General features: G+C 65.8%; 22 protein-coding genes and 1 pseudogene. 15 read left to right on the plus strand and 8 right to left on the minus strand.

Going from position 1 to position 23,644, the window contains the following annotated elements; genetic code table 11:
• Positions 1–48: 48 nt before the first annotated feature.
• The 4 genes from AC1DIO_RS19530 to AC1DIO_RS19545 are packed head-to-tail and all read left to right on the plus strand — an operon-like array spanning position 49 to position 2,690.
• Positions 49–1,005 (plus strand): FecCD family ABC transporter permease, encoded by a 957-nt coding sequence (locus tag AC1DIO_RS19530; protein ID WP_476853943.1) that lies wholly within the window; start codon positions 49–51, stop codon positions 1,003–1,005.
• A complete protein-coding gene (locus tag AC1DIO_RS19535; RefSeq protein ID WP_476853944.1) occupies positions 998–1,462 on the plus strand; it encodes an ABC transporter ATP-binding protein in 465 nt (154 codons plus the stop codon). Before AC1DIO_RS19530 ends, AC1DIO_RS19535 begins: the two co-directional genes overlap by 8 nt.
• A gap of 39 nt (positions 1,463–1,501) precedes the next feature.
• A complete protein-coding gene (locus AC1DIO_RS19540; protein WP_476853945.1) occupies positions 1,502–1,894 on the plus strand; it encodes a hypothetical protein in 393 nt (130 codons plus the stop codon).
• Complete coding sequence (locus AC1DIO_RS19545) at positions 1,884–2,690, plus strand: substrate-binding domain-containing protein (RefSeq protein ID WP_476853946.1); 807 nt, start codon at positions 1,884–1,886, stop codon at positions 2,688–2,690. Before AC1DIO_RS19540 ends, AC1DIO_RS19545 begins: the two co-directional genes overlap by 11 nt.
• 624 nt (positions 2,691–3,314) lie before the next feature.
• Here the strand turns inward: AC1DIO_RS19545 and AC1DIO_RS19550 are convergent.
• Positions 3,315–3,863, minus strand: coding sequence for a GNAT family N-acetyltransferase (locus tag AC1DIO_RS19550; RefSeq protein ID WP_476853947.1), 549 nt, complete (start codon positions 3,861–3,863; stop codon positions 3,315–3,317).
• A gap of 479 nt (positions 3,864–4,342) precedes the next feature.
• On the opposite strand from AC1DIO_RS19550, the gene AC1DIO_RS19555 reads away from it, so the two are divergent.
• The 6 genes and pseudogenes from AC1DIO_RS19555 to ltaE all read left to right on the plus strand — a co-directional run bounded on the left by AC1DIO_RS19555 (position 4,343) and on the right by ltaE (position 10,670).
• Complete coding sequence (locus AC1DIO_RS19555) at positions 4,343–4,495, plus strand: hypothetical protein (protein WP_476853948.1); 153 nt, start codon at positions 4,343–4,345, stop codon at positions 4,493–4,495.
• A gap of 238 nt (positions 4,496–4,733) precedes the next feature.
• Positions 4,734–5,252 (plus strand): alpha/beta hydrolase, encoded by a 519-nt coding sequence (locus tag AC1DIO_RS19560; RefSeq protein ID WP_476853949.1) that lies wholly within the window; start codon positions 4,734–4,736, stop codon positions 5,250–5,252.
• A 481-nt stretch (positions 5,253–5,733) separates the two neighbouring features.
• The gene (locus tag AC1DIO_RS19565) at positions 5,734–6,966 is read left to right on the plus strand and encodes an HlyD family secretion protein (protein ID WP_476853950.1); all 1,233 of its coding nucleotides are present in this window, start codon (positions 5,734–5,736) and stop codon (positions 6,964–6,966) included.
• Between the two features lie 517 nt (positions 6,967–7,483).
• On the plus strand, positions 7,484–9,136 hold the full coding sequence (locus AC1DIO_RS19570) for an arylsulfatase (protein WP_441507351.1): 1,653 nt from the start codon (positions 7,484–7,486) through the stop codon (positions 9,134–9,136).
• Positions 9,137–9,313: 177 nt separating this feature from the next.
• Positions 9,314–9,464 (plus strand): annotated as a pseudogene (locus tag AC1DIO_RS19575) (L-serine ammonia-lyase); the annotation flags it as partial.
• A 159-nt stretch (positions 9,465–9,623) separates the two neighbouring features.
• Positions 9,624–10,670, plus strand: coding sequence for a low-specificity L-threonine aldolase (ltaE, locus tag AC1DIO_RS19580; RefSeq protein WP_476775994.1), 1,047 nt, complete (start codon positions 9,624–9,626; stop codon positions 10,668–10,670).
• A gap of 523 nt (positions 10,671–11,193) precedes the next feature.
• Here ltaE and AC1DIO_RS19585 read toward each other — a convergent pair.
• Entirely contained in the window at positions 11,194–11,664 is a 471-nt protein-coding gene (locus AC1DIO_RS19585; RefSeq protein ID WP_476853951.1) for an NUDIX hydrolase, read from the minus strand.
• Between the two features lie 294 nt (positions 11,665–11,958).
• On the opposite strand from AC1DIO_RS19585, the gene AC1DIO_RS19590 reads away from it, so the two are divergent.
• On the plus strand, positions 11,959–12,867 hold the full coding sequence (locus AC1DIO_RS19590) for a universal stress protein (protein ID WP_476853952.1): 909 nt from the start codon (positions 11,959–11,961) through the stop codon (positions 12,865–12,867).
• Between the two features lie 100 nt (positions 12,868–12,967).
• Positions 12,968–13,828: an ABC transporter ATP-binding protein gene (locus tag AC1DIO_RS19595; RefSeq protein ID WP_476775996.1), complete on the plus strand. Its 861-nt coding sequence runs from the start codon at positions 12,968–12,970 to the stop codon at positions 13,826–13,828.
• 167 nt (positions 13,829–13,995) lie between these two features.
• On the opposite strand, the gene AC1DIO_RS19600 is transcribed toward AC1DIO_RS19595, so the two are convergent.
• The 6 genes from AC1DIO_RS19600 to AC1DIO_RS19625 all read right to left on the minus strand — a co-directional run bounded on the left by AC1DIO_RS19600 (position 13,996) and on the right by AC1DIO_RS19625 (position 20,557).
• A complete protein-coding gene (locus tag AC1DIO_RS19600) occupies positions 13,996–14,673 on the minus strand; it encodes an N-acetyltransferase family protein (protein WP_476853953.1) in 678 nt (225 codons plus the stop codon).
• Positions 14,674–15,198: 525 nt separating this feature from the next.
• Positions 15,199–15,738, minus strand: coding sequence for a GNAT family N-acetyltransferase (locus tag AC1DIO_RS19605; RefSeq protein ID WP_441507345.1), 540 nt, complete (start codon positions 15,736–15,738; stop codon positions 15,199–15,201).
• 499 nt (positions 15,739–16,237) lie between these two features.
• Complete coding sequence (locus AC1DIO_RS19610) at positions 16,238–17,815, minus strand: bifunctional aminoglycoside phosphotransferase/ATP-binding protein (protein ID WP_476853954.1); 1,578 nt, start codon at positions 17,813–17,815, stop codon at positions 16,238–16,240.
• Positions 17,816–18,322: 507 nt separating this feature from the next.
• The gene (locus tag AC1DIO_RS19615; protein ID WP_476853955.1) at positions 18,323–19,018 is read right to left on the minus strand and encodes an RES family NAD+ phosphorylase; all 696 of its coding nucleotides are present in this window, start codon (positions 19,016–19,018) and stop codon (positions 18,323–18,325) included.
• Complete coding sequence (locus tag AC1DIO_RS19620) at positions 19,012–19,422, minus strand: MbcA/ParS/Xre antitoxin family protein (RefSeq protein ID WP_441491289.1); 411 nt, start codon at positions 19,420–19,422, stop codon at positions 19,012–19,014. The genes AC1DIO_RS19615 and AC1DIO_RS19620 overlap by 7 nt, the downstream gene beginning before the upstream one ends.
• Positions 19,423–19,537: 115 nt before the next feature.
• On the minus strand, positions 19,538–20,557 hold the full coding sequence (locus tag AC1DIO_RS19625; RefSeq protein ID WP_476853956.1) for a GlxA family transcriptional regulator: 1,020 nt from the start codon (positions 20,555–20,557) through the stop codon (positions 19,538–19,540).
• 105 nt (positions 20,558–20,662) lie between these two features.
• On the opposite strand from AC1DIO_RS19625, the gene AC1DIO_RS19630 reads away from it, so the two are divergent.
• The 3 genes from AC1DIO_RS19630 to AC1DIO_RS19640 are packed head-to-tail and all read left to right on the plus strand — an operon-like array spanning position 20,663 to position 23,644.
• Entirely contained in the window at positions 20,663–21,706 is a 1,044-nt protein-coding gene (locus tag AC1DIO_RS19630) for an ABC transporter substrate-binding protein (protein ID WP_476853957.1), read from the plus strand.
• 46 nt (positions 21,707–21,752) lie between these two features.
• Positions 21,753–22,811: an ABC transporter ATP-binding protein gene (locus AC1DIO_RS19635; protein WP_476853958.1), complete on the plus strand. Its 1,059-nt coding sequence runs from the start codon at positions 21,753–21,755 to the stop codon at positions 22,809–22,811.
• Entirely contained in the window at positions 22,811–23,644 is an 834-nt protein-coding gene (locus AC1DIO_RS19640; protein WP_441491285.1) for an ABC transporter permease, read from the plus strand. The genes AC1DIO_RS19635 and AC1DIO_RS19640 overlap by 1 nt, the downstream gene beginning before the upstream one ends.

Genomic DNA, 23,644 nt, shown 5'->3' on the forward strand with positions numbered 1-23,644 from the left:
TCGCGCGCCGCCTCCGGCCTTGTTCTGGCGCTGCTGGCAGGCGCGCTCATGCTCGTCCTGCTGGTCTCGCTCGGCATCGGCCGCTACGGCATTTCGCCGGCACGTGTCGGGCAGATCCTGCTCGCAATCGACGGCGCGGATGCGATCGAGCGCCATGTCGTGCTGACGGTCAGGCTGCCACGCGTCCTCACCGCGCTAGCGGCCGGGGCGGGGCTCGCCCTGTGCGGGGCGGCGCTGCAAGGGGTGTTCCGCAACCCGCTGGTCGGCCCGCATATCATCGGCGTCTCGACCGGGGCGGCCTTTGGCGGCACGCTCACGATCCTGATGAGCGGGTCGCGCGGGCTCCTGCTGCTGCTGGCCTTTCTCTTCGGCATGCTGGCCCTGCTCATGGTCTACGCGCTGAACGCGCTGGTGGCGCGCCGCAACATGCTGGTGCTGGTGCTGGCGGGCGTCGTGGTTAGCGGCTTCTTCGGGGCGCTGGTGAGCCTGGTGCAATATCTCGCCGACGCCGAGGAAAAGCTGCCGCGCATCGTGTTCTGGCTGCTCGGCTCCTTCGCCACCGCCGATTACGACAAGCTCGCGCTGATGCTGGGGCTGCTGGCGCCKGGCGCCGTCCTGCTCCTGCTGCTGCGCTGGCGCATCAACATCCTGTCGCTGGGCGAGGAGGAGGCACGGGCGCTCGGCGTCCGGACCGAGCCGACGCGCTGGCTCGTGCTGGCGCTGATCGGCCTGATCGTCTCGGCCCAGGTCGCGGTCAGCGGCGTGATCGGCTGGATCGGCCTCGTCATCCCGCATCTGGCGCGGATGCTGGTCGGCCCAGACCATCGCGTGCTCCTGCCGGGCGCGATGCTCGCCGGCGGGCTCTTCATGGTGCTGGTCGACGATGTCGCGCGCAGCTTGAGCCAGAGCGAGATCCCGCTCGGCATCCTGACGGCGCTGATCGGCGCGCCGGTCTTCGCCCTCGTCTTCCTGCGCGCCACCGGCTCGGAGCGCGGCCATGGCTGAACCCCGCATCCGGGCAGAGCAGGCCGGCCATTCCTATGACGGCCGGCGCTGGCAGTTCCGCGCGCTCGACCTGACGGTTTCTGCGGGCGAGATCGTCGCGGTGCTCGGCCCCAACGGGCGCGGAAAATCCACGCTGCTGCGCGCGATCGCCGGGCTGATCGCGCCCAATGCCGGCCGCATCGCGGTCGCGGACGCCGTCGGCTTCGTGCCGCAGGCCTTCATGCCGGCCTTTTCCTACAGCGCGTTCGAGATCGTGCTGATGGGGCGAAAGCGGCATATCCCGCTGTTGCGGGCACCCGGCCGACGCGACCGCGAGATCGCGGCCGCCTGCCTCGCCGAACTCTGCATCGCGGCGCTGGCGGAACGCGCCTTCACGTCGCTCTCCGGCGGTGAGCGGCAGCTCGTCCTGATTGCCCAGGCGCTCGCCGGCGAAACACCGATCCTGCTGCTCGACTAGCCCGCCGCCGCGCTCGACCTGCACCATCAGGATGAGGTCATGGCGCTGATCCGCACCATCTGCGACGACCGCCAGCTCGCGGTGCTGTTCACGACGCATCATCCCGACCACGCCCTCGCCATCGCCGACCGGGTGCTGCTGATGGGCGACGACGAACGGCATCTGATCGGCCCGACCGCCGAGACGATGACGGAGGCCCATCTCGCGGAACTCTACAAGGTGCCGGTGCGCCTTCTGCGCTTTGCAGCCGAGGGCCGGAAACTGACTGCCTTCGCCCCGGTTTTCCGCAGTCAGGTCTTGCGCAGCCGGGTCTTGTGCGACCAGGTCTTGTGCKACCAGGTCTTGCGCGACCAAGTCTTGCGCGACCAAGTCTTGGACAGCCAAGTCTTGCACGGCGGCAAGCCGGTTCCGGGAGACAGCCATGCCAAGTGAGGTCGCCGCGGCCGATCCCGTCAGGCTCTATGCCGCGGGCAGCCTGCGCCGCGCTTTCGGAGAGATCCTGCCGCTGTTCGAGCAGGCCCACGCGATCCGTGTGGAGGCGCTCTTCGGCCCGGCCGGATTGCTGCGCCAGCGCATCGAAGCCGGCGCGGCGCCCGATGTCTTCGCGTCCGCCAATCTGGACCATCCCCGCCGATTGTTCGAAGCTGGTCTGTTCGACGAGCCGATCTGCTTTGCCCGCAATCCGTTCTGTGCGGTCGTCCGCCGCAATCTCGGCATCCAACCGGCCGGGCTGATCGACGCCATGCTCAATCCGGCGCTCATGCTCGCGACCTCGACGCCGGGCGCCGACCCATCGGGCGATTATGCCGAGCTGGTCTTCGCGCGGATCGACCGGCTGAGGCCGGGCGCCGGCGCGCTGCTTGCCGCCAAGGCTCGACGGCTGCTCGGCGGCGGCTTCGCGTCAGAGGTGCCGGCTGGGCGCGCGCCGGCCGCATGGCTGATCGAGACGGGACAGGCCGATATCGTCCTCGGCTACCAATCCGGCACATTGGGGCTCGATCCGTCCGGCCCATGCGCGCCCGTCGATCTGCCTCAGGGCTGCGCGGTGACGGCGTCCTACGGTCTGGCCGTCGCGCGCGGGACCGGGCAGCGCGGGTATGGCCTTGCTGCCTTCCTGACAGGCGGCCAGGCCGGGGCGCTGCTCTATCGCAATGGCTTCATCGCCCCCAACCACGTTTCGCAGAGCCAGACCATCCATGTCGGTGCGAAGGCACCGGCTCGCGAGTGAAGGGATGAGCCGGAGCATGTCTCACGGCACCACCCTGCCCTGTCGCCATTGATACGCGGCGCCCGCGACAGGTCGCGGTCAAGGTCGGGCAAGGGCCAGCCTCGCACGAGCGGGAAGCGGTGTTTCACACGCTGACAGCCGGTCCCGTCATCTCAGACCCAACGGCAGCGGCGGATCTGCCTGCCAAAGCTGTCACGATGCACACGGCAGACCTGGCGCCGATGGCGGCGGTGATGTCTGCGATGCTGCGGCGGACGGTGATGCCGACGATCCCAATCCGAACCACGCTGTTGGGCCCAATCCAATGGCGTTCCGTCCGGAAGCGTCAGATCAGACAGATCTGCGTTTGGCGCCTCGGGCGCCTGGAGCCGTGGGGCGGCCTGCGCGCCCTGGGGCCGCAAAGCGAGGGCCAGGCCAAGACTCATGCCCAGAAATCCAGTGAGGAATGCCCGGCGTTCCATGGTTTCGCCTCCTGCTGCGAGYCAGTGGCCTCACACAGTGCCATTGAGCTCGAGGCGGCCTGATCTGCCGCCTCCTCGGGAACGCGTGGGGAACGCGTGGCCGCCCGATTTGTTCGGCACTGAGGCTCACGAAGACGATGCGGGCAAACCATAAGGGCTTTGTTCACGTTGATGGCGCAGCGATCTCAACCGTGCTCATGGCGTGTCGGTATGTGTCCAGTTGCAGCGTCATGTCCACGCGGTCCATGCCCGGCGCAAAGCCGTCCGGTACGCGGGTGGTTTCGACGAAGCCATAATGCGCGAAGAACCCGCAACTATACTGGGTGGTCTCGATGGTCACCGTCTCGAATACCGGTTCCGCGGCGATCTGCGCCAAGCGTTCGCTCAGCAGGCGCTCGCCCAGCCGTCGACTGTGCAGGTCGCCCCGCACCATGCCCCAGCATAGGAAGGCGACCGAGGGGTCTTCGCCCCCGCCGGCATAGCCGCCGCAGCCCAGCGCCTCGCCGTCCATCGACTCCAGCAGGAAATAGGGCCCCGGCATGTCGTCGAGAAAGGTGAGGAAATCGGGCCTCTMGGCCGCTGCGAAGTAGCGGGGCACATTGCTCTCGAACAGCGCCAGACCGAGTTCACGGTCCTCCATCCGCCACGGGCGCAGGCGCACCCTGGCGCCCGGTGCGTTCGGGTTCAATTGGGCGTGACGGATCCTGGACATGAGCAAACCTCAACCGTGAAGACAGGCCTCGCCGCGCACTGACACCCGTGGACGGCGAAATCGTACAGGGCCAGTCGATCATGGCGCGTATTTGTCGGCCGCATCGCTCAACTCATCCGGCCCCACAGCTATTGCAGGCCTCCCGAAAACGGGGCCCCGAGAACCGCGCATCCGGCCGGCCGAGGGATTGATGGTGGCGATGATGCCGGTGTCGCCGATCTCGGCAGACAGGAGCGACCGAGGTGGCGTAGCTTGGTCCGCCTCTGGCTGGGTCGCACTCCGCCAGGCCCGAAGCCCCGCCCGCCGCCGCCCTCTTTCTTCCTGACCGGCAGACCAAGGGCGCCATCGAGCGGGCGGTCACCGATCTCGGCTTCGAGCGGGTCGACCTGATCCGGCCCGGTTTCCTTCTCGGCGGGCGCGCGGAGCGGCGCGTCTGGGAGGCGATCGGCCAGCGCATCTTCGCGGCACTCACCCCGATCATGCTCGGCCCGCTGTCCCGCTACGGGGCCATCCCTGCGGAAACGGTGGCGGACGCGATCGTCACGCTCATCGGCAATGCCGCGCCCGGCCGGCACCTGCACGAGAACGCCGAGATGCGTCGGCTTTCCCAGGCGACGCGAGTCAGCGGATAGAGGCGGGCCACGCCGCCCCGTGAACGCCATCCGGGTCCCCGCGGCAGTGTCAGCATCTGCCGCAATGTCGGAGATGGCTGCCAGGCTGACACGCCATCGTCATGCCTGTGGGATCTCTGCCGATCCACTCCACAGGTCGAAGCCCGCTGACCCCATGCAATTCAGTTTCGTTGAGCCCAGCGATCCATCGGCGCCGCCACTGATCCTGCTCCACGGCTCCGGGGGCAACGAAACGGACATGCTTCCCGTCGCGGCAGCTGCAGCTCCGAGCGCGGCTGCATTCTCGCTGCGCGGGGCGGTCGCATGGGAGGGCGGCCATGCATTCTTCAGGCGCCTGCCCGATCGAAGCATCGACGAAGACAGCATCCGGGCCGAAGCGCCGGCTCTCGGAGCCTTCATGGCAGAGATCGTCGCAAGGCATCCTAGCCGGAGCAAACCGATCCTGGTCGGGTTCTCTAACGGCGCGATCATGACTGCCGCCCTGGTGATGCTCTTTCCCGATCTGGTCAGGGGAGCCGCGCTGCTGCGCCCGCTTTCGCCGTTCGCGACGCCAGGGGAAACACGATTGCCGGCCACGCCGGTGCTCGTCGTCGATGCGACCCATGATGCTCGCAGGCGGGCGGAAGACGGTATCGAGATGGCGGCGCAACTGCGTCGCGCAGGGGCGATTGTCGATCACCAGAGCCTGAATTCCGGCCACGCCCTGACCGACAATGATCTCGCACTGCTGCGCGGCTGGTTGGCGAAGGTCGTTTGACGTCCGCTAAGGGGCCGAAAGTCCCCGTTGGCCTCCGTGGCCGGAGACGCTGGCCGATCGGCTCCAGACACTGCCCCCTTGAGGTCCTGGCCAAGACCCTGTCCGGTTCGAGCGCAGAAACCGCCGGCACTGGCTGCCCGCTAGCGCCCTCCCCAGCCGACCTGATTACCAAGAACTGGCGCACGCTCGTTCGCGCCGGAGAGAAGATCCGTTCCGACGAGGACGGGCGCCGCTCGGAGATCGGCGCGGCAGTGCTGGCCGGCTGCTTGCAAGCGCGAAACGTCTGGAGTGAGTGATTGCTGACGCTGTCGAGAAGCACTAGCCTCTTGCGACGTCGTCCAGCGTTCGTGGAAATGAAGTGCCAGCAGTCACCATCACCGCGGCGATGGCCCACCCGTTGAGCCACTTCGTCGGTTGAATCCCTCGTAGACGCACGCCGATCGCGCGTCGAAGCGCGACGCCGAGCAGAAGGAGCCCTCCCATGCTTGAGCTCTTGTTCTGCTCGCTTCTGACGATCCTGCCCGACTACCTGTTTCGCCGCTACGGTCAGGGCCGTCGGATCGGCAAGGAGATCACGCTCTTCTCGGTCTGGTTCGAACTGCGCTGGGGCATCACGGCTTGCGCGATGCTGACCGTCGGGTTGATCACGGTGGTCTTCTACAATCATCCCTCGACCACGAACGCGACCCTGTTCTTCAGGGCCGTGCCGATCATGCCGGAGAACAGGGGAAAGGTCGCCGAGGTCTTTGTCGGGCTCAGTGGCAGGGTMGAAAAGGGCGCGCCGATCTTCCGTCTCGACAGCAGCGCGCAGGAAGCGGCAGCCGAGACCGCCCGCCGCAGGATTGCMGAGACCGAGGCAGCGCTTGTTGTCGCCCGGTCCGACCTCGCCTCGAGTGAATCCAAGATCCAGGAGGCGAGGAGCGACCTCCAGCAGGCACAGGACGAACTGCGGACCAAGCAGGAATTGATGCGACGGAACGCGAATGTCGTCGCGCAGCGTGAGATCGAGAGGCTGGAGGTCCGCGTCGCCGGGCGAGAAGCCGCTGTGAACTCGGCAACCGCGGCGCGCGATACCGCGCAGATCCGGATCTCGACGCAGCTTCCGGCAGAGAGGGATAGTGCCCAGGCGGACCTGGCTTTGGCCCAGATCGATATCGACAAGACGGTGATCCGGGCCGGCTTCACCGGCCGTGTCGAACAATTTGCGCTTCGTGCCGGCGATCTCGTCAACCCGAACATGCGCGCGGGCGGCGTCCTGATCCCCGAGGAGGCCGGGCGCTCCTCCCTGCAGGCCGGCTTCTCCCAGATCGAGGCGCAGATCATGAAGGTCGGCATGGTTGCCGAGGCCACCTGCGTCTCAAAGCCCTGGGTCATCATTCCGATGGTGGTGACCGGGCTGCAGGATTTTATCGCAGCTGGGCAGTTTCGCGGCGGCGAGCAGCTGATCGATGTTCAGCAAATTGCCAAGCCCGGCACGATCCTGACATTTCTCGAGCCGCTCTATCCCGATGGGCTCGACGGCGTGACGCCGGGCAGCAGCTGTATCGTCAATGCCTATTCGAGCAACCATGATCGCATCGAGGCGAAGGACACCGGCTCAGTCAAAAGGGTCGCTCTGCATGCGGTCGACGCGGTCGGGCTCGTTCATGCCATGATCCTGAGGATCCAGGCGCTGCTGCTACCGATTCAGACACTGGTTTTCTCCGGACACTGATCCGGCAGCGCAAACCGCCGATCGGCGCCCTTACGGTTTCCGTCGAGCGGACATCAGAAACTCTCCGCGCCCGACAGGTGGAAACGCCGCGGCGCTGCATGGATCCGGTTTCCGCGCGTGAGGGCCGCTGAGTGATACTCGCGCCTGTACCTGTTGGGCGCGCATTGGAGCTCTACCCGAAAGCTGACATTCCTGATCGTGGGGGTGACTGCTGCTCCCGACCCAACAGAGACGTTTGCGGCGAGGCCGGTGACGGACGAAGTTTGGCTAGGCCCGACCCTCAGAATGTCCCTTCCTGGGGCATCGAAGCGCCAATGGATCCGTTCGCTACTGCCCCAAGGTACAGTAGCACGCAGCCCTGCTATCCCGGTAAATCGGCGCGGCCGCCATTTTGAATAAATTCTTAAGGTGCCCGCGGAGGCCCATGGGCACGAGGTGCGGCCACAAGCATCATCCTGGAGGGTCGGACATGAAGATTGGTCGACGCGAATGGCTTGGTCTCTCTGCGAGTATCGCCATGCTGACCGGGGCGAGTCTCCCTGCGATAGCGCAGCAACCTCAGCCCCAGCAGCAACAGCGGCCTAACATACTCGTGATMATGGGCGACGACGTAGGCTGGTTCAATGTCGGGGCCTACCACCGGGGTATCATGTCCGGGAAGACGCCCAACCTCGACAGGCTGGCGGCGCAGGGAATGATGTTCACGGATTACTATGCCGAAGCCAGTTGTACCGCCGGCAGGGCAAGTTTCATCACCGGCGAAATCCCCTTGCGCACGGGTTTGACCACCGTTGGACAAGCGGGTGCGGATGTCGGCATGCCGGCCCAGGCAGCGACGATCGCCAGCGCTCTGAAAACTCAGGGATATGCCACCGGCCAGTTCGGAAAGAACCATCTGGGCGACCTGAACAAGTTCCTGCCGACATTGCACGGCTTCGACGAGTTCTTCGGCTACCTCTACCACCTCGACGCGATGTCCGATCCGTTCTGGTATTCGTTCCCGGACGAGCAGTCCTATCGCGACAAGGTCGGCCCCCGCAACTTGGTGCATACCTTTGCCACAACCGTGGACGACGCGACCGAGATGCCGCGCTGGGGCAAGGTCGGCAAGCAGAGGATCGTGGACGAGGGACCTCTGGCGCCCTACCCCAACATGGCCAACGTGCCAAACATGCACGACATCACGCCGAAGGCTAAATACGACATGACGACCTTCGACGAAATACTGGTCAAGTCGTCATGTGACTTCATGGACAAGGCCAAGGCTGACAAGAAGCCGTACTTTGTCTGGCACAACACGACGCGCATGCATGTCTGGACCTTCCTGTCGCCGAAATATCAGTCGCTGATGAACAGCAATACCAATTACGGCCTTGAAGAGGCGGGCATGGCGCAGCTCGATGACGGCGTCGGCGCCCTTTTGAAATGCGTGGAGGATTCAGGCCAGGCGGACAACACGATCGTCATCTTCACCACCGACAACGGTGCCGAAGTCTTCACTTGGCCCGATGGCGGGATGACCCCGTTCAAGGGGACCAAGGGAACGGTCATGGAAGGCGGCTTCCGGGCGCCCGCGATCATTCGCTGGCCGGGCAAGGTCAAGTCTGGCACGGTCGAAAACGGGATCTTTTCGGCGCTGGACTGGTTCCCGACGCTCCTGGCTGCGGCCGGCAATAGCGACATCACCGGCCAGCTCCTGAAGGGCGTGGCGTTGGGCGAGAGGACCTACAAGAACCATCTCGACGGCTACAACCAGATCGATCTGCTCCAAGGCAACGGTCCGTCCGCACGGCATGAGTTCTTCTATTTCGGCGGTCCGCAACTCGGCGCCGTTCGGATCGACAACTTCAAGTACCAGTTCTTCCAGCAGCCGCAGGGTTGGCCCGGCGCGAAGGTCACCACCGACATGCCGACCATGGTCAATATCCGCCAGGACCCGTTCGAACGAACCCCGTCGATCGGCGGGCAGAGCCTCAATGACCTGGGTGGCGGCTATATGAACGACTTCTACGCCCGGGAGTTCTGGCGGTTCGTCTCCGTTCAGGACGAAGTCGCCAAACTGGCTCGTACTGCGATTGACTACCCACCGATGCAGGACCCGGCCTCGTTCAATCTGGAAGCCGTAAAACGGCAAATCGATCAGGCGATCAAGAACAAGCCCGGGAACTAAAGCATCGGCCCGAAAGTGGATTGCGGTTTTCGGGGCAAAGCCGACGCAAAGACAAAGGGTTAGATCATCGGACCCGATACGATATCCGGTCCGATGATCCAAGGAAACGCGAAGCAAGTGGCGGGCAGCTCCGAGCGAGCCGCCCGTCTTTTTTGCGGTCGCGGCCGGTAGCCACCGGTGCTGGGCGGATCGCCCGCGCAGATCGGGGATGCCGTGGAGATTGCCCTCGAACATCATCTCGGCCTGGAGATTTGCATCGAAGCCATGCGGCAGACGGGCGAAGCCATGATCGCGCTTCAAGCAGACCAGCCTCGGCGGCCTGGAGTGAACCGGCCGAAGGGCCGAGCCTGATGCCGCGTCAAGTGCTTATCGTGAGGTGCCGGAGGTCCAAGGCAGGGCTGGCTCCAACGAAGGGCTTGCGTCATTTTCCATGCAGTAGCCGGTGCGCCCTCGCGGGGCACGTTCACGCTCAACCAGGATCTGATCGATGCTAGTGGATGACTTCCGTTCGGATACGGTCACACGCCCCGATGAGGGGATGCGGGCTGCCATGGCTACGGCCGAGGTTGGCGACGCCGTCTATGACGACTGCCCGACCACCAGTCGCCTGGAAGCGATGGTCGCCGAGCGATTGGGAAAGGAAGCCGCCCTTTTCTTCCCCACCGGCACGCAAGCGAACCTCGCCGGGCTGATGGCCCATTGCGGCCGCGGCGATGAATATCTCGTTGGCCAGATGGCTCACACCTATCGGCTCGAGGGCGGCGGCGCCGCAGTCCTCGGCTCGATCCAGCCGCAGCCCTTGCCCAACGAGGCTGATGGGACGATCGCGCTGGACGCCATTGCGAACGCGATCAAGCCGGACGACTTTCACTTCGCGGTCACGCGGCTGCTGGCGCTGGAAAACACCTTCAACGGCCTGGTCCTGCCCGACGCCTACCTGCAGGCCGCAACGCACCTCGCCCGCTCGCGCGGGCTTGCGACGCATCTGGACGGCGCCCGACTGATGAATGCCGCGGCGGCGAGCGGTCGGGACGCGGCCTGGATCGCGGCGCAGTTCGACACCCTGTCCCTGTGTCTCTCCAAAGGGCTGGGCGCGCCGGTCGGCTCCGTCCTCGTCGGCCCCAGAGACTTCATCGAAAAGTCCCGCCGGATCAGGAAAATGCTGGGCGGCGGCATGCGTCAGACCGGCGTGCTCGCCGCGGCCGCGATCTACGCCCTGGAGCACAATGTCACGCGGCTTACTGACGATCATCGGCGCGCCGCAGCTCTTGCGACCGTGCTGGCGCGTTTTCCCGAGCTTGGCGCGGGACCGTCACGCACGAACATGGTGTTCATGACCCCCAAGGGGCTCGACACCAGCGCTTTCGTCGCCTTTCTGCGCGGTCGCGGCATCGCCGTCGGCGGGCGCTACGGAACGCTGCGTTGGGTGACCCATCTCGATGTGGATGACGCGTCCGTCGCGCGGGTTGCCGAGGCCTGCGAGGTCTTCTTCGACAGGCAAAGCGCGCCTGCCGGCTTGAGAGCTCAGGCCTGAGGGTCAGGCGCCGGTCGCAGGATTGCGGGCGGCGTCAAGCTGACCTGCCACGCAGGGTCGCGATCGACGCTGTCGTCGGCGAACGAGACGAGCCGCATTCCAGGACCATTCGCCCAAAAAGAGACCCGCCATGGCGGCGGGTCCAGATTGGGAGGGTGTGCGACCTTACCGTGAGCGCCTGCCGGTCCGTCTGTGACCGAAGTCACAGAGCCGGCGATTGCCGGGTTGCTTGACCTGCTCGATGCTGATGCGGACGGGTTGCACTTCCTTGCCATGCCGGTGAAGCAGATGCTGCGCATCATCCCTTATGACGCGCCGCTGGGTGTTTGGGTTGGGGCTCTGATCTGCTCTTGCGTGTACTTTCGCGAAGCGGCTGCGCTTTACGTTCTGGCCCTGCGAGAACGGACTTCAAGCTGGATTGGAAGCGACGGCCAAGGTCAGAGCCACCGCGGACGAGACCCCGGCGAGATAGTGGGTGCATGCTCGCGATCCAGGCAAGGCCGGTGCGAAAGGGACAGCCGGCCTAGCTCTTGTTGGCCAGCCTGTCCTCGAGGCGGTCGAGCAACTCGCCCTGAGCGGCCAGGATGCGCAACCGCGCCTCGGGAAGGGGAAACCAGGCCGCCCGGTCGATTTCGGGGAAGCGCTGGATCAGGCCACTGCCGCGCGGCCACTCGATCTCGACAAGGCTGCTGCAACGAACATCCCCCGGTGTCAGGTCGCCCCGCAGCGCGAAGGCCTCGACCACCTTCCCCCCCCTTTGCCGAATGCGCCCAAGCGGCACGAGGGCGCCTGTCGGCGGGATTCCGAGTTCCTCCTCGAATTCGCGCTGCGCCGTTTCGGCCGGGCTCTCGCCCTGCCCCAGCTCGCCTTTCGGTATCGACCACGCCCCATTATCCTTGTGCCGCCAGAACGGCCCGCCGGGATGGACGAGAAGGACTTCGACCTCCGCGCCCGTGAGGCGATACATCAGAATGCCGGCGCTTTGGGAGGACATGAGCCGCGACACCAAAGAAGGTCAGTCGGCGGCCACATTCGTGTTCTGTCAAGGACGGGCGACGCACCCCGTCGACATTCCGATCCACAGAAGGCGCCGGCGCAGGGGCCGGGGCGGCGCCAGCCATCCTTGGCCCGGTCAAGGACAGCCCCGGGCCTCACCCCTGCGCTTGTGTCGCCGAAACCGGATCGGACGTGCGCAGCGCCGCCGGACTTGACCAGAATCAATGCGCGAATACCGCAACTGCCGCTTCATCATCGCTGCGCGGCCAACGCGACGCATCAGGAGGTCGAGATGAGCGACAGCGCCTTATCTTCCAAGCCCGCTGCCTCCTTCCAGCCCGCTGCAGCGTTGCGGCCCGCCCCGGGCAACGTCTTCAGGGATATCGCCGTTCATCTCGACGGCATGCCGGAAGACGAGCTGCGCCTGGCCCATGCCGAAGCGCTCGCGACGCGCTGTGACGCGCGACTGACCGGCCTCTACACCAACCTTCTCCCCGACCCGGCACTCTATGCCGGTGAGTTCGGGATCACGGCGATCGGACAATTGACCGAGGCGATGATCGAGGACGGCAACAGCGTCGAGCGGCGCCTCAGGGAGCGCCTGGCTCGTCTCGGGCCGACGCATGAGCTGAGGCGCATCGACGCCTTCCCCGGGATGCTGGCACAGGCCGTCGCGACGGAGGCGCGATGGAACGACCTCTTCGTCGCCACCTGCCCCCGCGAAGACGGGCTGACGCGCTGGAACGCGCTGATCGAAAGCGTGATGTTCGATGGCGGGCGCGGTCTCTACCTGCTGCCCCCTGGAACGATGCCGAGACAGGCGATCCACACGATCCTGATCGGTTGGGTTGACAGCCGGMAGAGCGCCCGCGCCATCGCCGAAGCCATGCCTTTGCTCGGCGAGGCGACGCAGGTCCATATCGTCACGGTCAGCGAAGAAGCCCACGGGCGGATGGGCGGGGCGGAGGCGCTTGCCGATGTCACCGCCCATCTCGCCCGACACGGCGTCGGTGCCACGGCAAGCGTCCTGCGCAATGACATATCGCCAGCCGAAAGCCTACTGGCCGAGGCGGGCAGGATTTCTGCCGACCTCATCGTTGCCGGCGCCTATGGCCACTCGCGCTTCAGGGAGTGGATTCTGGGCGGCGTCACACAGGACCTGCTCGCCGCCTCCCCCGTGCCGCTGCTTCTCGCGCATTAGCCCGGAAGTTGCCCGGGACGCCGCCGACCCGACGGGCGGGCCGAACCGGCGATCGGGATGACGGCGAGCGCGGAGCGCTCGCCGTGGGGAAGAGGCTGTTATGGCCGAGCTCGGACATGGCGCAGCGACACGAGAGGCGGACGCGATCATCAGCGCCCGCGGGGTCGTGGTCGCCTTCGACAGCAAGATCGTGCTGAACCATCTCGATCTCGAGATCATGAGCGGCGAGATTCTCGGAGTGATCGGCGCCTCCGGGTCAGGCAAATCGGTCCTGGCCCGCACCATTCTTGGGCTCCTCCCCAAGAAGGAGGGGGTCATCGAGATTTTCGGGAGGGATGTCGATGCCCTTTCGGAGGGCGAACGTCGCATGCTGCAACAACGCTGCGGCGTCATGTTCCAGCAGGGCGCCCTGTTCTCATCATTGACGATCGCAGACAATATCCAGCTGCCGATGCGGGAAACCCTGCATCTCTCGCCAGGTCTTGCCGACGAGATGACCATGCTGAAGCTCGAGATGGTGGGCCTGCCACGCGATGCAGCGAAGAAGCATCCGGCGCAGCTATCAGGCGGCATGACCAAGCGGGCAGCTCTGGCGCGCGCTCTCGCCCTCGACCCCGAGATCCTGTTTCTCGACGAGCCGACTTCGGGCCTCGATCCCATCGCCGCTGATACCTTCGATCAATTGCTGCTGGCCCTGAAGGCCAGCTTGAACCTGACGGTGATGATGATCACGCACGACCTGAGCAGCCTTCATGCGACCTGCGACAGGATTGCGGCAATCGCACGGGGCAAAGTCATCGCGATCGGAACGCTGCAGGATCTGCTGGCCCACGATGACCCATGGCTCAGGGACTATTTCGCGGGCGAGCGCGGCAGGACCATCTTTGCGGATGAGACGATCGGACCCAATGCATCCTTCGACCGCGATCACCAGGGGCCGATGGCGCTGGGCGCCCGCTGAACGACATAGGCGCCGCCGTGCACGGGTGGCAAGCGTGTTCGCCGCGGAGCACCGCCCCGACCTTGCGCTTCGGCCTTCAAGACGCGAAGTGCCGGAGCGGGATTTTGCCTGCTGACACTGGCCGGCCGCCGTGATGGCCACGGGGCAGCAGCATGGGCAGATCGTCTTCAGGTCTTTCCAATGGTCTTTCTCAAGATCACAAGGTTGGGATCCTCCGGATGGTCGCCCATCTCAAAGCCTTGCTCCCGTTCAATATCAATCGCTTCGCGGTTTTGGCGGCTCTCGAGCGACTCGACGACCTTGACCCCCTTCGCCTCGGCAAATCTGCAGATATGGCCGAGCGGCTCCCACCCGACACCGCGGTGCTTGTCCTCCCTGCGGATCGAGATCGCGACCTCCCCCTTTTGGAGAGCGGCATCGCAAGCCAGCATAGCCGTGGCGATGATCGATTTTCCGTCGTCCGCAAGCGCCACGAAGCTCTCGGTCTGGCGATGATCGATTTGCGTCATCGCAACGAGCCGATCATGGCTCACCTCCCGGATCGTGCTGAGAAAGCGGAAGCGCAAATCCTCAGGCGTCACATGCCTGAAGAACTCCGCCAGTCCCGCCTCATCATCGGGCCGCGCGGGCCGGACATGAAACCTGAAGCCCGTTCGCGTGGTCAGTACCCGGTTCGATTCATCCATCGCCATGCGATTGTCCTCCCAATTGCCACGCCCCCGCCCCCTATTTCTACAGCCTGCTGCTGTTGTTACCCGTTCGCGGGACGGCGTTCCTTGTTCTGGCTCAATTATGCCGAACCCGCCTGCTCGCCAGGAAACAATGGGCCCTGATCCTTGAGCCACCGCTCGCCCCCCGCTCCGCTCGGTCGTACCTGTCGTTGTCGGCTATCCCTGGCGACTGCTCTTGCCCTCACGCCGAGGCTTGCACGGACACGCGATTGAGAGCCTCGGCCGTCGACATGATCGTGCGCAACATTCCCGAAGGTTTCCAATTGTCACCGATGTCATCGACCGGGTGCTGAAGTGCGGGGGGAACGCCGTCTCTGCCAAGCAGGCGATCTGCGACAAGCTGATCGAGCCCGCATGCTCGCTCCGCGAGTGCGGGATCACCATTCCGGTAGCGAGCGCCTGACGCCGGCCCGCGAAGGAGTGAGAGCGGGTACGCGCTCCCTCCGGCCCGCCCGAGAACCGCGGACAGCTGCATGAGGACGAGAGCCAGGTCCTTCGCGCCCGAGGCGCCTGCCAGCATGCGGTGGCATCGGCGCGTCCTTCCAACCGGGCCGCGGATGACAGGGACCTGCGCAGCATCGCCCGGCGGGACCGCGATCTGGCCCCGGGGGCGGCTTCGCAGCCGCCGGCCGTTGCAGGTCAGATGTCGTATTTCATCACGATCTCACCGTCGATGACATCGCCAGTGATGCGAAATCCAACGCCTTCATAAAGCCTGCGCGCCTGCTTGTTCTCCGGTTTCACACCTAGAATGACGCATGGGCAGTCCGGCAACTCTGCAAGGGTATTGAGGATCTGCGTGAGAGCAGCCCGCCCGTAACCCTTGCCCTGAAAGCGCTCGTCGACCATGAGGCGATAGATCCAGTATTTTCCATCGTCCTCATCCAAAGCGTACATGGCAAAACCAACCGGTTCACCCGCCGCTCGAATAATGAGCGGCACGCAGGCAGGATTGTCTTCTGCCTCTTCGAGTGAATCACTATTGCTGGCTACGAACGACGCCTGGTTGGCGTGCACGCGCAATGAAAGAACACAGTCGTGTTCCTCAACGCAAAGCTTCTCTACGGCGACAGAACGCATTTCGGCAGCGAAATGCTGCCTTTCTTCTTTCAACATGGCATATTCCTGCGATGCACTTAGATTCGCACCCATCTTGAGATGGTGGATATGGGTGGCCAACGATGCGCCAGAGCGCAGATGTGGTGTTGGCGACACGATCCCGGCGATGCTCGCCGCGGCAGGAATTAGCGCTTGAAGCGAATCCCGACACCAGCGAGCGCTGATTTAGCAAACAGTCTGACCATCGCGCGCCTCCCTGATAATCGCTGAACAGGCTGCCGCGTACACGGCTCTTCGATCTCTGACAACTGGATCACTGACAATTGTCGACGACGCTGCCAGGGGACGCTCGCAGAGCACTTTTATTCAGATCCGTCGCGAGCTTCGGGCGTCCTGTCTGCAGGCGAGGAGCCTGGCACGCCTCGGGCCCGGTCACTTGCTCAGCCCTTGGAGGCCTTTGCGACCGTCTGCCGGATCGTCGCGACGTGGTGCCCGGCCGCATCGGTCCCTGCCGCATAGCCTGCCGTCTGCGCTCGCAGTGACGTCCAGGCGCAGAGTCCGGGAGCCCCGGCACGATGGCGATGGATTTCGCCATGGCAGTCCCCTGTCTCGATCCTGTTCACTTGACCTGGACCCTCTCCTGCCGGCTGAAGCCCGCAGCCGGCCAGATCGCCTGCGCCACGGCTTGCGAGCCGATCGCGGTCAGAGCGGCAGCAGTGACGACGCCGGTGTCTTCCCCGGCGGCAATTCTCGTCCAGTCGCTCGCAGCACCCCGCCGCGCGAGCTGGGCCATGACGACCTCCGGCGTGGCATCCGATACGTCGCCGCGCCGCGCCGCGACACGCTCGACCAGCATCTGGGCCGGAGCATCAAGCCAGAGCCCCCGAAACGGCACACCGACATGTCGCGCCGTCTCCTCGATCCGCTCCCGTTCGACCCGACGGTCGAAGACGGCGTCGGCGATCGCGGCATGGCCCTGCACAATCATGCTCCCGGCAAGCTCCGCCATCGCGCGATAGGTCCGGGTGGAGACGTCATCGGCATAGGCGCTGGAGGGCAACCGCGTCTCGGGCGCGACGCCGTGCATGTGTTTCCGGATGCGGTCGCTCGCAGCGATGCGAGCGCCCGGAACGGGCCCGAGGCTCGATGCGAGCCTGGCGGCGAGCGTCGATTTCCCCGAGCCCGAATAGCCGCCGATCGCGACGAGGATGGCCGGCCTTGGCTTCAGGAGGTCGCGGCAAAGCTGGAGATAGGCCTGGGCTTCGGACATCCTCGCGGCGGCCGCCTTGCCGCTGTCGATCGCGGTGACATGAGCCCGAACGGCCGCTCTCACCGCCATCAGGAAGGGCAGCAGGCGCAGGCCGGTTTCATCGCCAATCGTGTCGAGATAGCGATTGAACAGGACATTGGCGAGGCTTTCGAGCTTGCGGTGCCAGAGATCCATCAGAACGAAGGCGAGGTCGTAGAGGATATCCGCCGTGGCGAGATCCTCGTCGAACTCCAGACAATCGAAGAGCAGCGGCTTTCCGTCGATCAGGCAGATATTGCGCAGGTGCAGATCGCCATGCCCACGCCGTACCTTGCCATCGCCCGCCCTCTGGTCGAGCAATCCGGCATGGCGCGCCAACGCCTCGCGGCAGGCTGCGGTGACCGCCTCGACCTCGCGGCAAGGCAGGATGTCCGCGCTGGCGAAGGCACGCTCGTTGACCGCGAGCACGCGCTCCATCCGCCTGGCGCCCTCGCCATCCGTCGAGACGGGCGCCGAGCGGTGGAACCGGGCGATGTCGCCGCCGAGATCGGCCGAGATGGCCGCGGTGAGCCCTCCTCCCTCGGCCATGCGGTCGAACAGGAAGCTGTCGTCGAAGCGTTTCATCTCCACGACCGCGTCGACCAGTTCTCCCTGGCCGTTCAAGGCCAGGCTTCCGTCAGGCTCGCGGGTGACGCGATGAACCATGCGATACAGATCCGGCGCCGTCCGGCGGTTCAGCACCAGCTCATGCTCGCACATCGCCAGCCGCAATTGCGGCGTCGACAGATCGATATAGGGCAGTTTGACGGAGCGCTTCAGCTTGAGGGCCCGCGAGCCGATCAGCAGAACGAACGAGATATGGGTGGAAACCATCTCCGCCGCCTCGCAGCCGAAGGCATTCGGCGACGTCAGAAAGGAGATCGTCTCGTTCTGACCGGGGGTCTGCATGGTTGAGGCTCCGAACCCTGGACGCCATCATCCTCCTGTTTCGCAACACAGCATTGATTTCCATCAAGTTTTCCTGCCCGCCGCGCGCGCAGTCTCGGGCGATTCTTGGAATGGCGCCGAACGGACCTGCGGGCGCCGACCTCGGCCGGCCCCAGCCCTGTCGGCGTTCGACTTGATCCGGATCAAGGACAGCTGATGGTTTTGCGCCATTCTGCGGACCGAAGCTCATATCGCGCAGAACCGCCGCCATGACCGAAGGAAGCGTGTCCCGCTGGAATGCCAGGTTGAGGTCCTTCTGGCGGGCCCTTCGCAGGGATCCTGCAACCCAGGTCGCAGCCGAGCTGGACCGGAAGCCCACCATCGCGTTCTGGCTGCATCTTCGGGGCTTCGTCAGCCTTGTTCGCGAAATCATCTCGCGCTGACGCGAACGCCGCCGGCGACCATTCCGTGATCGATCCTCTCGGAAAGAAAGCGTGACCGGCCAAGGACTTGAGTCCGCTTCTTCGGCTACAGCGCCAGGATCGTCCCTGTCCGGCAGTTCCGCACCCTGTCAACGCGGGCGCCGTCCCAGTGGAAGTCGTAATGGTCGCCCTGCACCGGGATCGGGACGAGATCCGGCCAGAAGATCGCGATGCACTCTGCGCCGGGGCAGCGCACGCTCAGATACAAAAACCCGTTCGATCCCGCCGCCCGCATCTGCCGCGCAACCGCCTGGGAGGCGGAATAGTCGTCCGCGTCGTGCAGGTCGGCCCGGGCCCGGACATCATGCAGGTCGAGATCGACCTGGTTGATCAGCACGCGGAACTGCGAGGTCCAGCCGCCCTCCTCCCGGCTCGCCGCCATCGCCCGGCCATGGTGATGCGCGACCTCGCGGATCGCGACCTCATCGCTCTGGCCGGCGGAATAGACGCCCCAGGTGCCGTCGGTGAACCGGCCTGGCCGATCCGTGCTGATATGGACGAAGGGCGCCATCAGGTAGCTCGCCCCATGTCCAGCGACACGTCGCGCCGGCGGAACGAGATCGAGCCGGCCGATCTGCTCCCAGATCCGTGGGTTGGTCTTCGACTCGATCGAGGCCAGCGCCTCCCAGTCGCTCGGGTCGGCGATGTCCTCGAACAGGTCGATCGGCGGATAGATCGAGCGGATGATCCGGTACGCCTTGAGCCAATGGACGCGGATGACGGGCGGAGCGTCGCTCACCAACCACCACGCTCGGCATCGAGATAGGAGCGCACCCGGGCCAGCGAGAAGATGTCGCCCTGCGCCATGATCTCGACCGGGGCCCGGCCGCCAAAGGCGTCGTTCGGCTTGCCGACCCAGGCATAGCCGCGCTCAGGCTCCGTGAAGAGCGTGCGCAGGCCCTTGTGGATGCCCATCAGCAGGGACAGGCGGGTGGCGAGGTCCCGGTCGATCCGGCCATGGTCCCCTGCCTTCCAGCGGGCATAGGTCCGGGCGGAAAGCCCGCCCAGGATCTCGCGCGCGACGGCGTCGGTCAGGCCCCATTTTTCGAAGAGCCTGATCACCGCCCGGGCGGCCGCAGCGGCCTCCTCGACCGTAATCTCCGGCACCGCCGGGGTCGCAACAGTCCGGGGGATCTCGACAAGCATGGCGCACCTCACTTCGGCATAAAATAAGGATACTTATGCCAAATGGCAATATCTGCCCCGCTTCGGCCGATGATGCTGCCTCAGAGCTGAAGACGACAGGTATCGGTCGGCCGCGCTACCMCTTCTGCCGGAGCGCGCGCGGCGATTCCCCGAAGCTCGCCTTGAAGTCGCGCGACAGATGGGCGCTGTCGGCAAAGCCTGCGCCCATGGCGATGTCGGTGAGCGAGCGCTTGCTGTTCAGGATCAGCCAGCGCGCATAGTCCAGCCTGAGCTTGCGCTGGAACGCCGCGGGACTCTGGCCCAGCGAGGTGCCGAACAGGCGCTCGAGTTGGCGCGGGCTGACGCCGACATAGCGCGCAACCGCGGCGATCGGCGGGGGATTGTCGAGGCGCTGTTCGATGAATTGCGCGGCCTGCTGAACCCGGACGTCGAGATGGGAGCCGATCTGCGCGTAGAAATGCGGCTGCGGCATCTCGGCCGGCCGCATGTCCTGCAGCATCATGTGGCGCATCGCCTGCTGGGCCTTGTCCCGGCCGCAATGGCGCGCGACGAGATAGAGGCCGAGATCGATCGCGGCCGTCGAGCCGGCGCAGGTGATCAGGTCGCCCTCGTCGATGAAGAGCCGCTCCACCCCTGCCGAAACCCTGGGGAAGCGCTGTTTGAAGGCATCCAGCACGTTCCAGTGCACGCAGACCCGGCGCGGACCGACCAGCCCTGCCCTGGCGATCGCAAAGGTGCCGGTGCAGATGCCCAGCAGCCGCGCGCCCGACGCCGCCGCCCGCCTGAGATAGTCGAGCAGGCTCTCGGGCAAGGCGTCGTTGAGATAGTCGTTGCCGCCGCAGACGGCGACATAGTCGAAGCCGGCCGGATCGAGCAGGGCCGCATTCGGCGCAACCGAGACACCGCAGCTCGAGCGTCGCGGCTCTCCGTCGAGGCTCATCACGGTCCAGCTCGCATGGAGCTGGCGACTGCGGCCGCCATGGTCCGCCGCCAGGCGCAGCACATCGATCAAGCCGGAGAAGGCGGCGAGCGTGAACTGGTCGAGCAGGACGAAGCCGATCCGCAGCCGCGAAACGGGAATGGGCGCGGATTGCGGCCGCTCGCTGGCGGATGGCGGAAACTGCGCTGTGTTCATGTCGTGATTATTCAAATTTCCGGCCGGCGAATTCTAGTGCCTTTCGTGCGCCGCGCCCACCATGATCGTAGAAGCGCGAAGACGCTCAGGCAGAGGAGAACGACGATGAACAGACCCGTCCGGCTGGCGAGCGCCATGCTCGCGACCACCCTGCTGACCGCGCCGGCGCTGGCCCAGCAACCCGCCTCGATCACCGTCGCCTGGTATGGCGGCAACTGGGGCGACGCCTTCCGCGCCTGCGTCGCCGAACCCTTCACCAAGGCGACCGGCATCGCCGTGAAGGCGGAGATCGGCACCTCGACCGTCACCCTGTCGAAGCTGCAGCAGCAGAAGGCGGCTCCCACCATCGACGTCGCCTGGATGGATGGCGGCATCAGCGAGCTGGCGCTCGCCGCGGAGGTGACCGACACACTCGACGCCGCAGCGATTCCCAATCTCGCCAACACGCTGCCCGAGGCGCTCTACAAGAGCGGTTCGACCACCTATGCGGTCGGCACCGGCTATTACTCGCTCGGGCTCACCTACAACACCCAGAAGGTCAAGACCGCCCCGACATCGTGGAACGACCTCTGGAAGCCGGAATTCGAGGACGCGGTCACCATCCCCTCCCCGGCGAATTCGGCGGGCGTGCCTTTCGTCATGTTCCTCTCGAAGATCTGGGGTGGCGCTCCCGGCGACCTCGCCCCGACCTTCAAGAAGATCAAGGAGCTGAAGGCCGCCCTGTTCTTCGATTCCTCGGGCGCCGCGACCAATGCCTACCAGAGCGGCGAAGCGATCATCGGCGCGCATTTCAACGTCGGCGCCTGGGACCTTGCCGACAAGGGCCTGCCGATCGGCTTCGTCGTGCCCAAGGAAGGCGCCTGGGCGACCGATGCCCGGCTCCATCTGGTGAAGGGCACGCCGAAGAAGGACGCGGCTGCAAAGTTCATCAACCAGGCGCTGACGCCGGAGGCGTCCGGCTGCCTCGCCGAGAAGCTCTATCTCGGCCCGTCCGTGAAGAACGTCGTCGTCAAGCCCGAGACCGCGCGCAAGCTGCCCTGGGGCGAGACCGGCTCGGTCAAGACCCTGCAGCTCTTCGACTGGACGGAGATCAACGCGCTGCGCTCAGGCGTCGTCGACGCCTGGAACCGCGAGATCGCGCGCAAGTGAACGACCTGCGCGCGAACGACTGGGCACGATCACCACGAGCCGCAGCATGAGCACCCCCATCCTTGCCATCGACGGCCTGTCCAAGCATTTCGGCGGGCACGCGGCCCTGACGGACATCGCCCTCTCCGTCGAGCAGGGCGAGTTCATCGCGCTGCTMGGCCCGTCGGGTTGCGGCAAGACCACGCTGCTGCGCTGCATCGCCGGATTCCTGACGCCGGAGGCCGGCACGGTCAGGCTCGCCGGCGAGGATGTGACACGGCTGCCGCCCTATCGCCGCCCGCTCAACACGGTGTTCCAGAACTACGCGCTCTTCCCGCATATGAGCGTCCTGGAAAATGTCGCCTATGGCCCGCGCCGGCAGGGCACGCCGAAGGGCAAGGCAACCAAGCGTAGCACCGAGGCGCTGGAGCTCGTCGGCCTCGCAGGCTTTGGCGAGCGCCTGCCGGCCCAGCTCTCCGGCGGCCAGCAGCAGCGCGTGGCGCTGGCGCGCGCCATCGTCAACCGGCCTCAGCTGCTGCTGCTCGACGAGCCGCTGAGCGCGCTCGACCTGAAGCTGCGCAAGAAGGTCCAGGGCGAGCTCAAGCAGATCCAGCACCGGCTCGGCATCGCCTTCCTGTTCGTGACGCATGACCAGGACGAGGCGATGAGCATGGCCGACCGGATCGTGCTGATGAACGGCGGCCGCATCGAGCAGATCGGGCGCGGCCAGGATATCTATGCCCGGCCGGCGAGCCGCTTCGCCGCCGACTTCATCGGCGACGCCAACCTGCTCCAGGTCGAGCGGCGCGGCGACGGCAGCCTGTCGCTGCTGGGCGGCGCGATCATCCGTCCCGCCTGCGACGCTCCGCAAGGCGTGCTGACCGGCGTGCTGCGGCCCGAGGATATCCTCATCGCGCCGGAGCCCGCCGCCGATCGCCTCTCCCTGCCGGCCGTGCTCTCCGAGATCACCCATGTCGGCAGCCATGCCCTCGTCACGGTCCTGGCCGGCGGCACCGTCCTGACGGCCAGGCTTGCGCCGTCGGCGCTGGCGGGCCTCGCGCCGGGCCAGCCGGTCTTCGCCACGATCCGCCTTGGCGATCTCAGCCTCGTGCCGGGGGACGCGTGATGAGCGGGAGGCTGCGCACGGTCGTGCTGCTTTGCGCCCTGCCGGCGGCGTTCTTCGTCGCCTTCTTCCTGGCGCCGATGGCGGTCGTCCTGATCGCGAGCCTGACCACGCCGGACGGTCACCTGACCTTCGCGCATTACCTGCGCATCCTCGCCGACAGCTATCACTGGGACGTGCTGTGGGTGACGTTCCGGATCGGCGCGCTGACCACGCTCGTCTCAGTCGTGATCGGCTATCCGCTCGCCTGGTATCTCGTGCGCGTGGTGCGCTGGCGGCCCTGGCGCCGGTTCTGCGTCATCCTGCTCATCGTGCCGCTGTTCACCAGCAATATCGTGCGCTCCTTCGGCTGGATGGTGCTGCTCGGCCGCAACGGCCTTGTCAATGACGGCCTGATCGGGCTGGGCCTGATCGAGCGGCCGATGCGCTTCCTCGGCACCGAGCTCGGCATCCTGATCGGCCTCGTCTACATCCTGCTGCCCTTCATCGTGCTGGCGGTCGGCAACGCGCTCGCCAAGGTCGATCCGGCGCTCGAACACGCCTCCGCCGATCTCGGCGCGACGCCGGCCGGCACCTTCTGGACGATCACCTTCCCCCTCAGCCTGCCCGGGCTGATGGCCGGCGCGGTCATGGTCTTCATGCTGGCGGTCAGCGCCTATGTCACGCCGGCTCTGCTCAGCGGCGGGCGGATCACCGTCTTCTCCATGCTGATCTTCCAGCAATACAGCTCGGTCTTCGACTTCAACTATGGCGGTGCGCTCAGCATCACCATGCTGGTGCTGACGCTGGTGCTCGTCACCCTCGCCGGGCGCCTCAGCGAGCCGAGGAGAGCCTGA

It is taken from the genome of Allobosea sp. 05T439 (assembly GCF_056396005.1).

Coding starts and splice junctions, on each gene's coding strand:
- AC1DIO_RS19560 (WP_476853949.1), top strand. CDS start 4,734: ATGCTTCCCGTCGCGGCAGCTGCAGCTCCGAGCGCGGCTGCATTCTCG.
- AC1DIO_RS19610 (WP_476853954.1), bottom strand. CDS start 17,815: ATGCAGACCCCCGGTCAGAACGAGACGATCTCCTTTCTGACGTCGCCG.
- ltaE (WP_476775994.1), top strand. CDS start 9,624: ATGCTAGTGGATGACTTCCGTTCGGATACGGTCACACGCCCCGATGAG.
- AC1DIO_RS19640 (WP_441491285.1), top strand. CDS start 22,811: ATGAGCGGGAGGCTGCGCACGGTCGTGCTGCTTTGCGCCCTGCCGGCG.
- AC1DIO_RS19545 (WP_476853946.1), top strand. CDS start 1,884: ATGCCAAGTGAGGTCGCCGCGGCCGATCCCGTCAGGCTCTATGCCGCG.
- AC1DIO_RS19535 (WP_476853944.1), top strand. CDS start 998: ATGGCTGAACCCCGCATCCGGGCAGAGCAGGCCGGCCATTCCTATGAC.
- AC1DIO_RS19595 (WP_476775996.1), top strand. CDS start 12,968: ATGGCCGAGCTCGGACATGGCGCAGCGACACGAGAGGCGGACGCGATC.
- AC1DIO_RS19630 (WP_476853957.1), top strand. CDS start 20,663: ATGAACAGACCCGTCCGGCTGGCGAGCGCCATGCTCGCGACCACCCTG.
- AC1DIO_RS19555 (WP_476853948.1), top strand. CDS start 4,343: ATGCTCGGCCCGCTGTCCCGCTACGGGGCCATCCCTGCGGAAACGGTG.
- AC1DIO_RS19585 (WP_476853951.1), bottom strand. CDS start 11,664: ATGTCCTCCCAAAGCGCCGGCATTCTGATGTATCGCCTCACGGGCGCG.
- AC1DIO_RS19620 (WP_441491289.1), bottom strand. CDS start 19,422: ATGCTTGTCGAGATCCCCCGGACTGTTGCGACCCCGGCGGTGCCGGAG.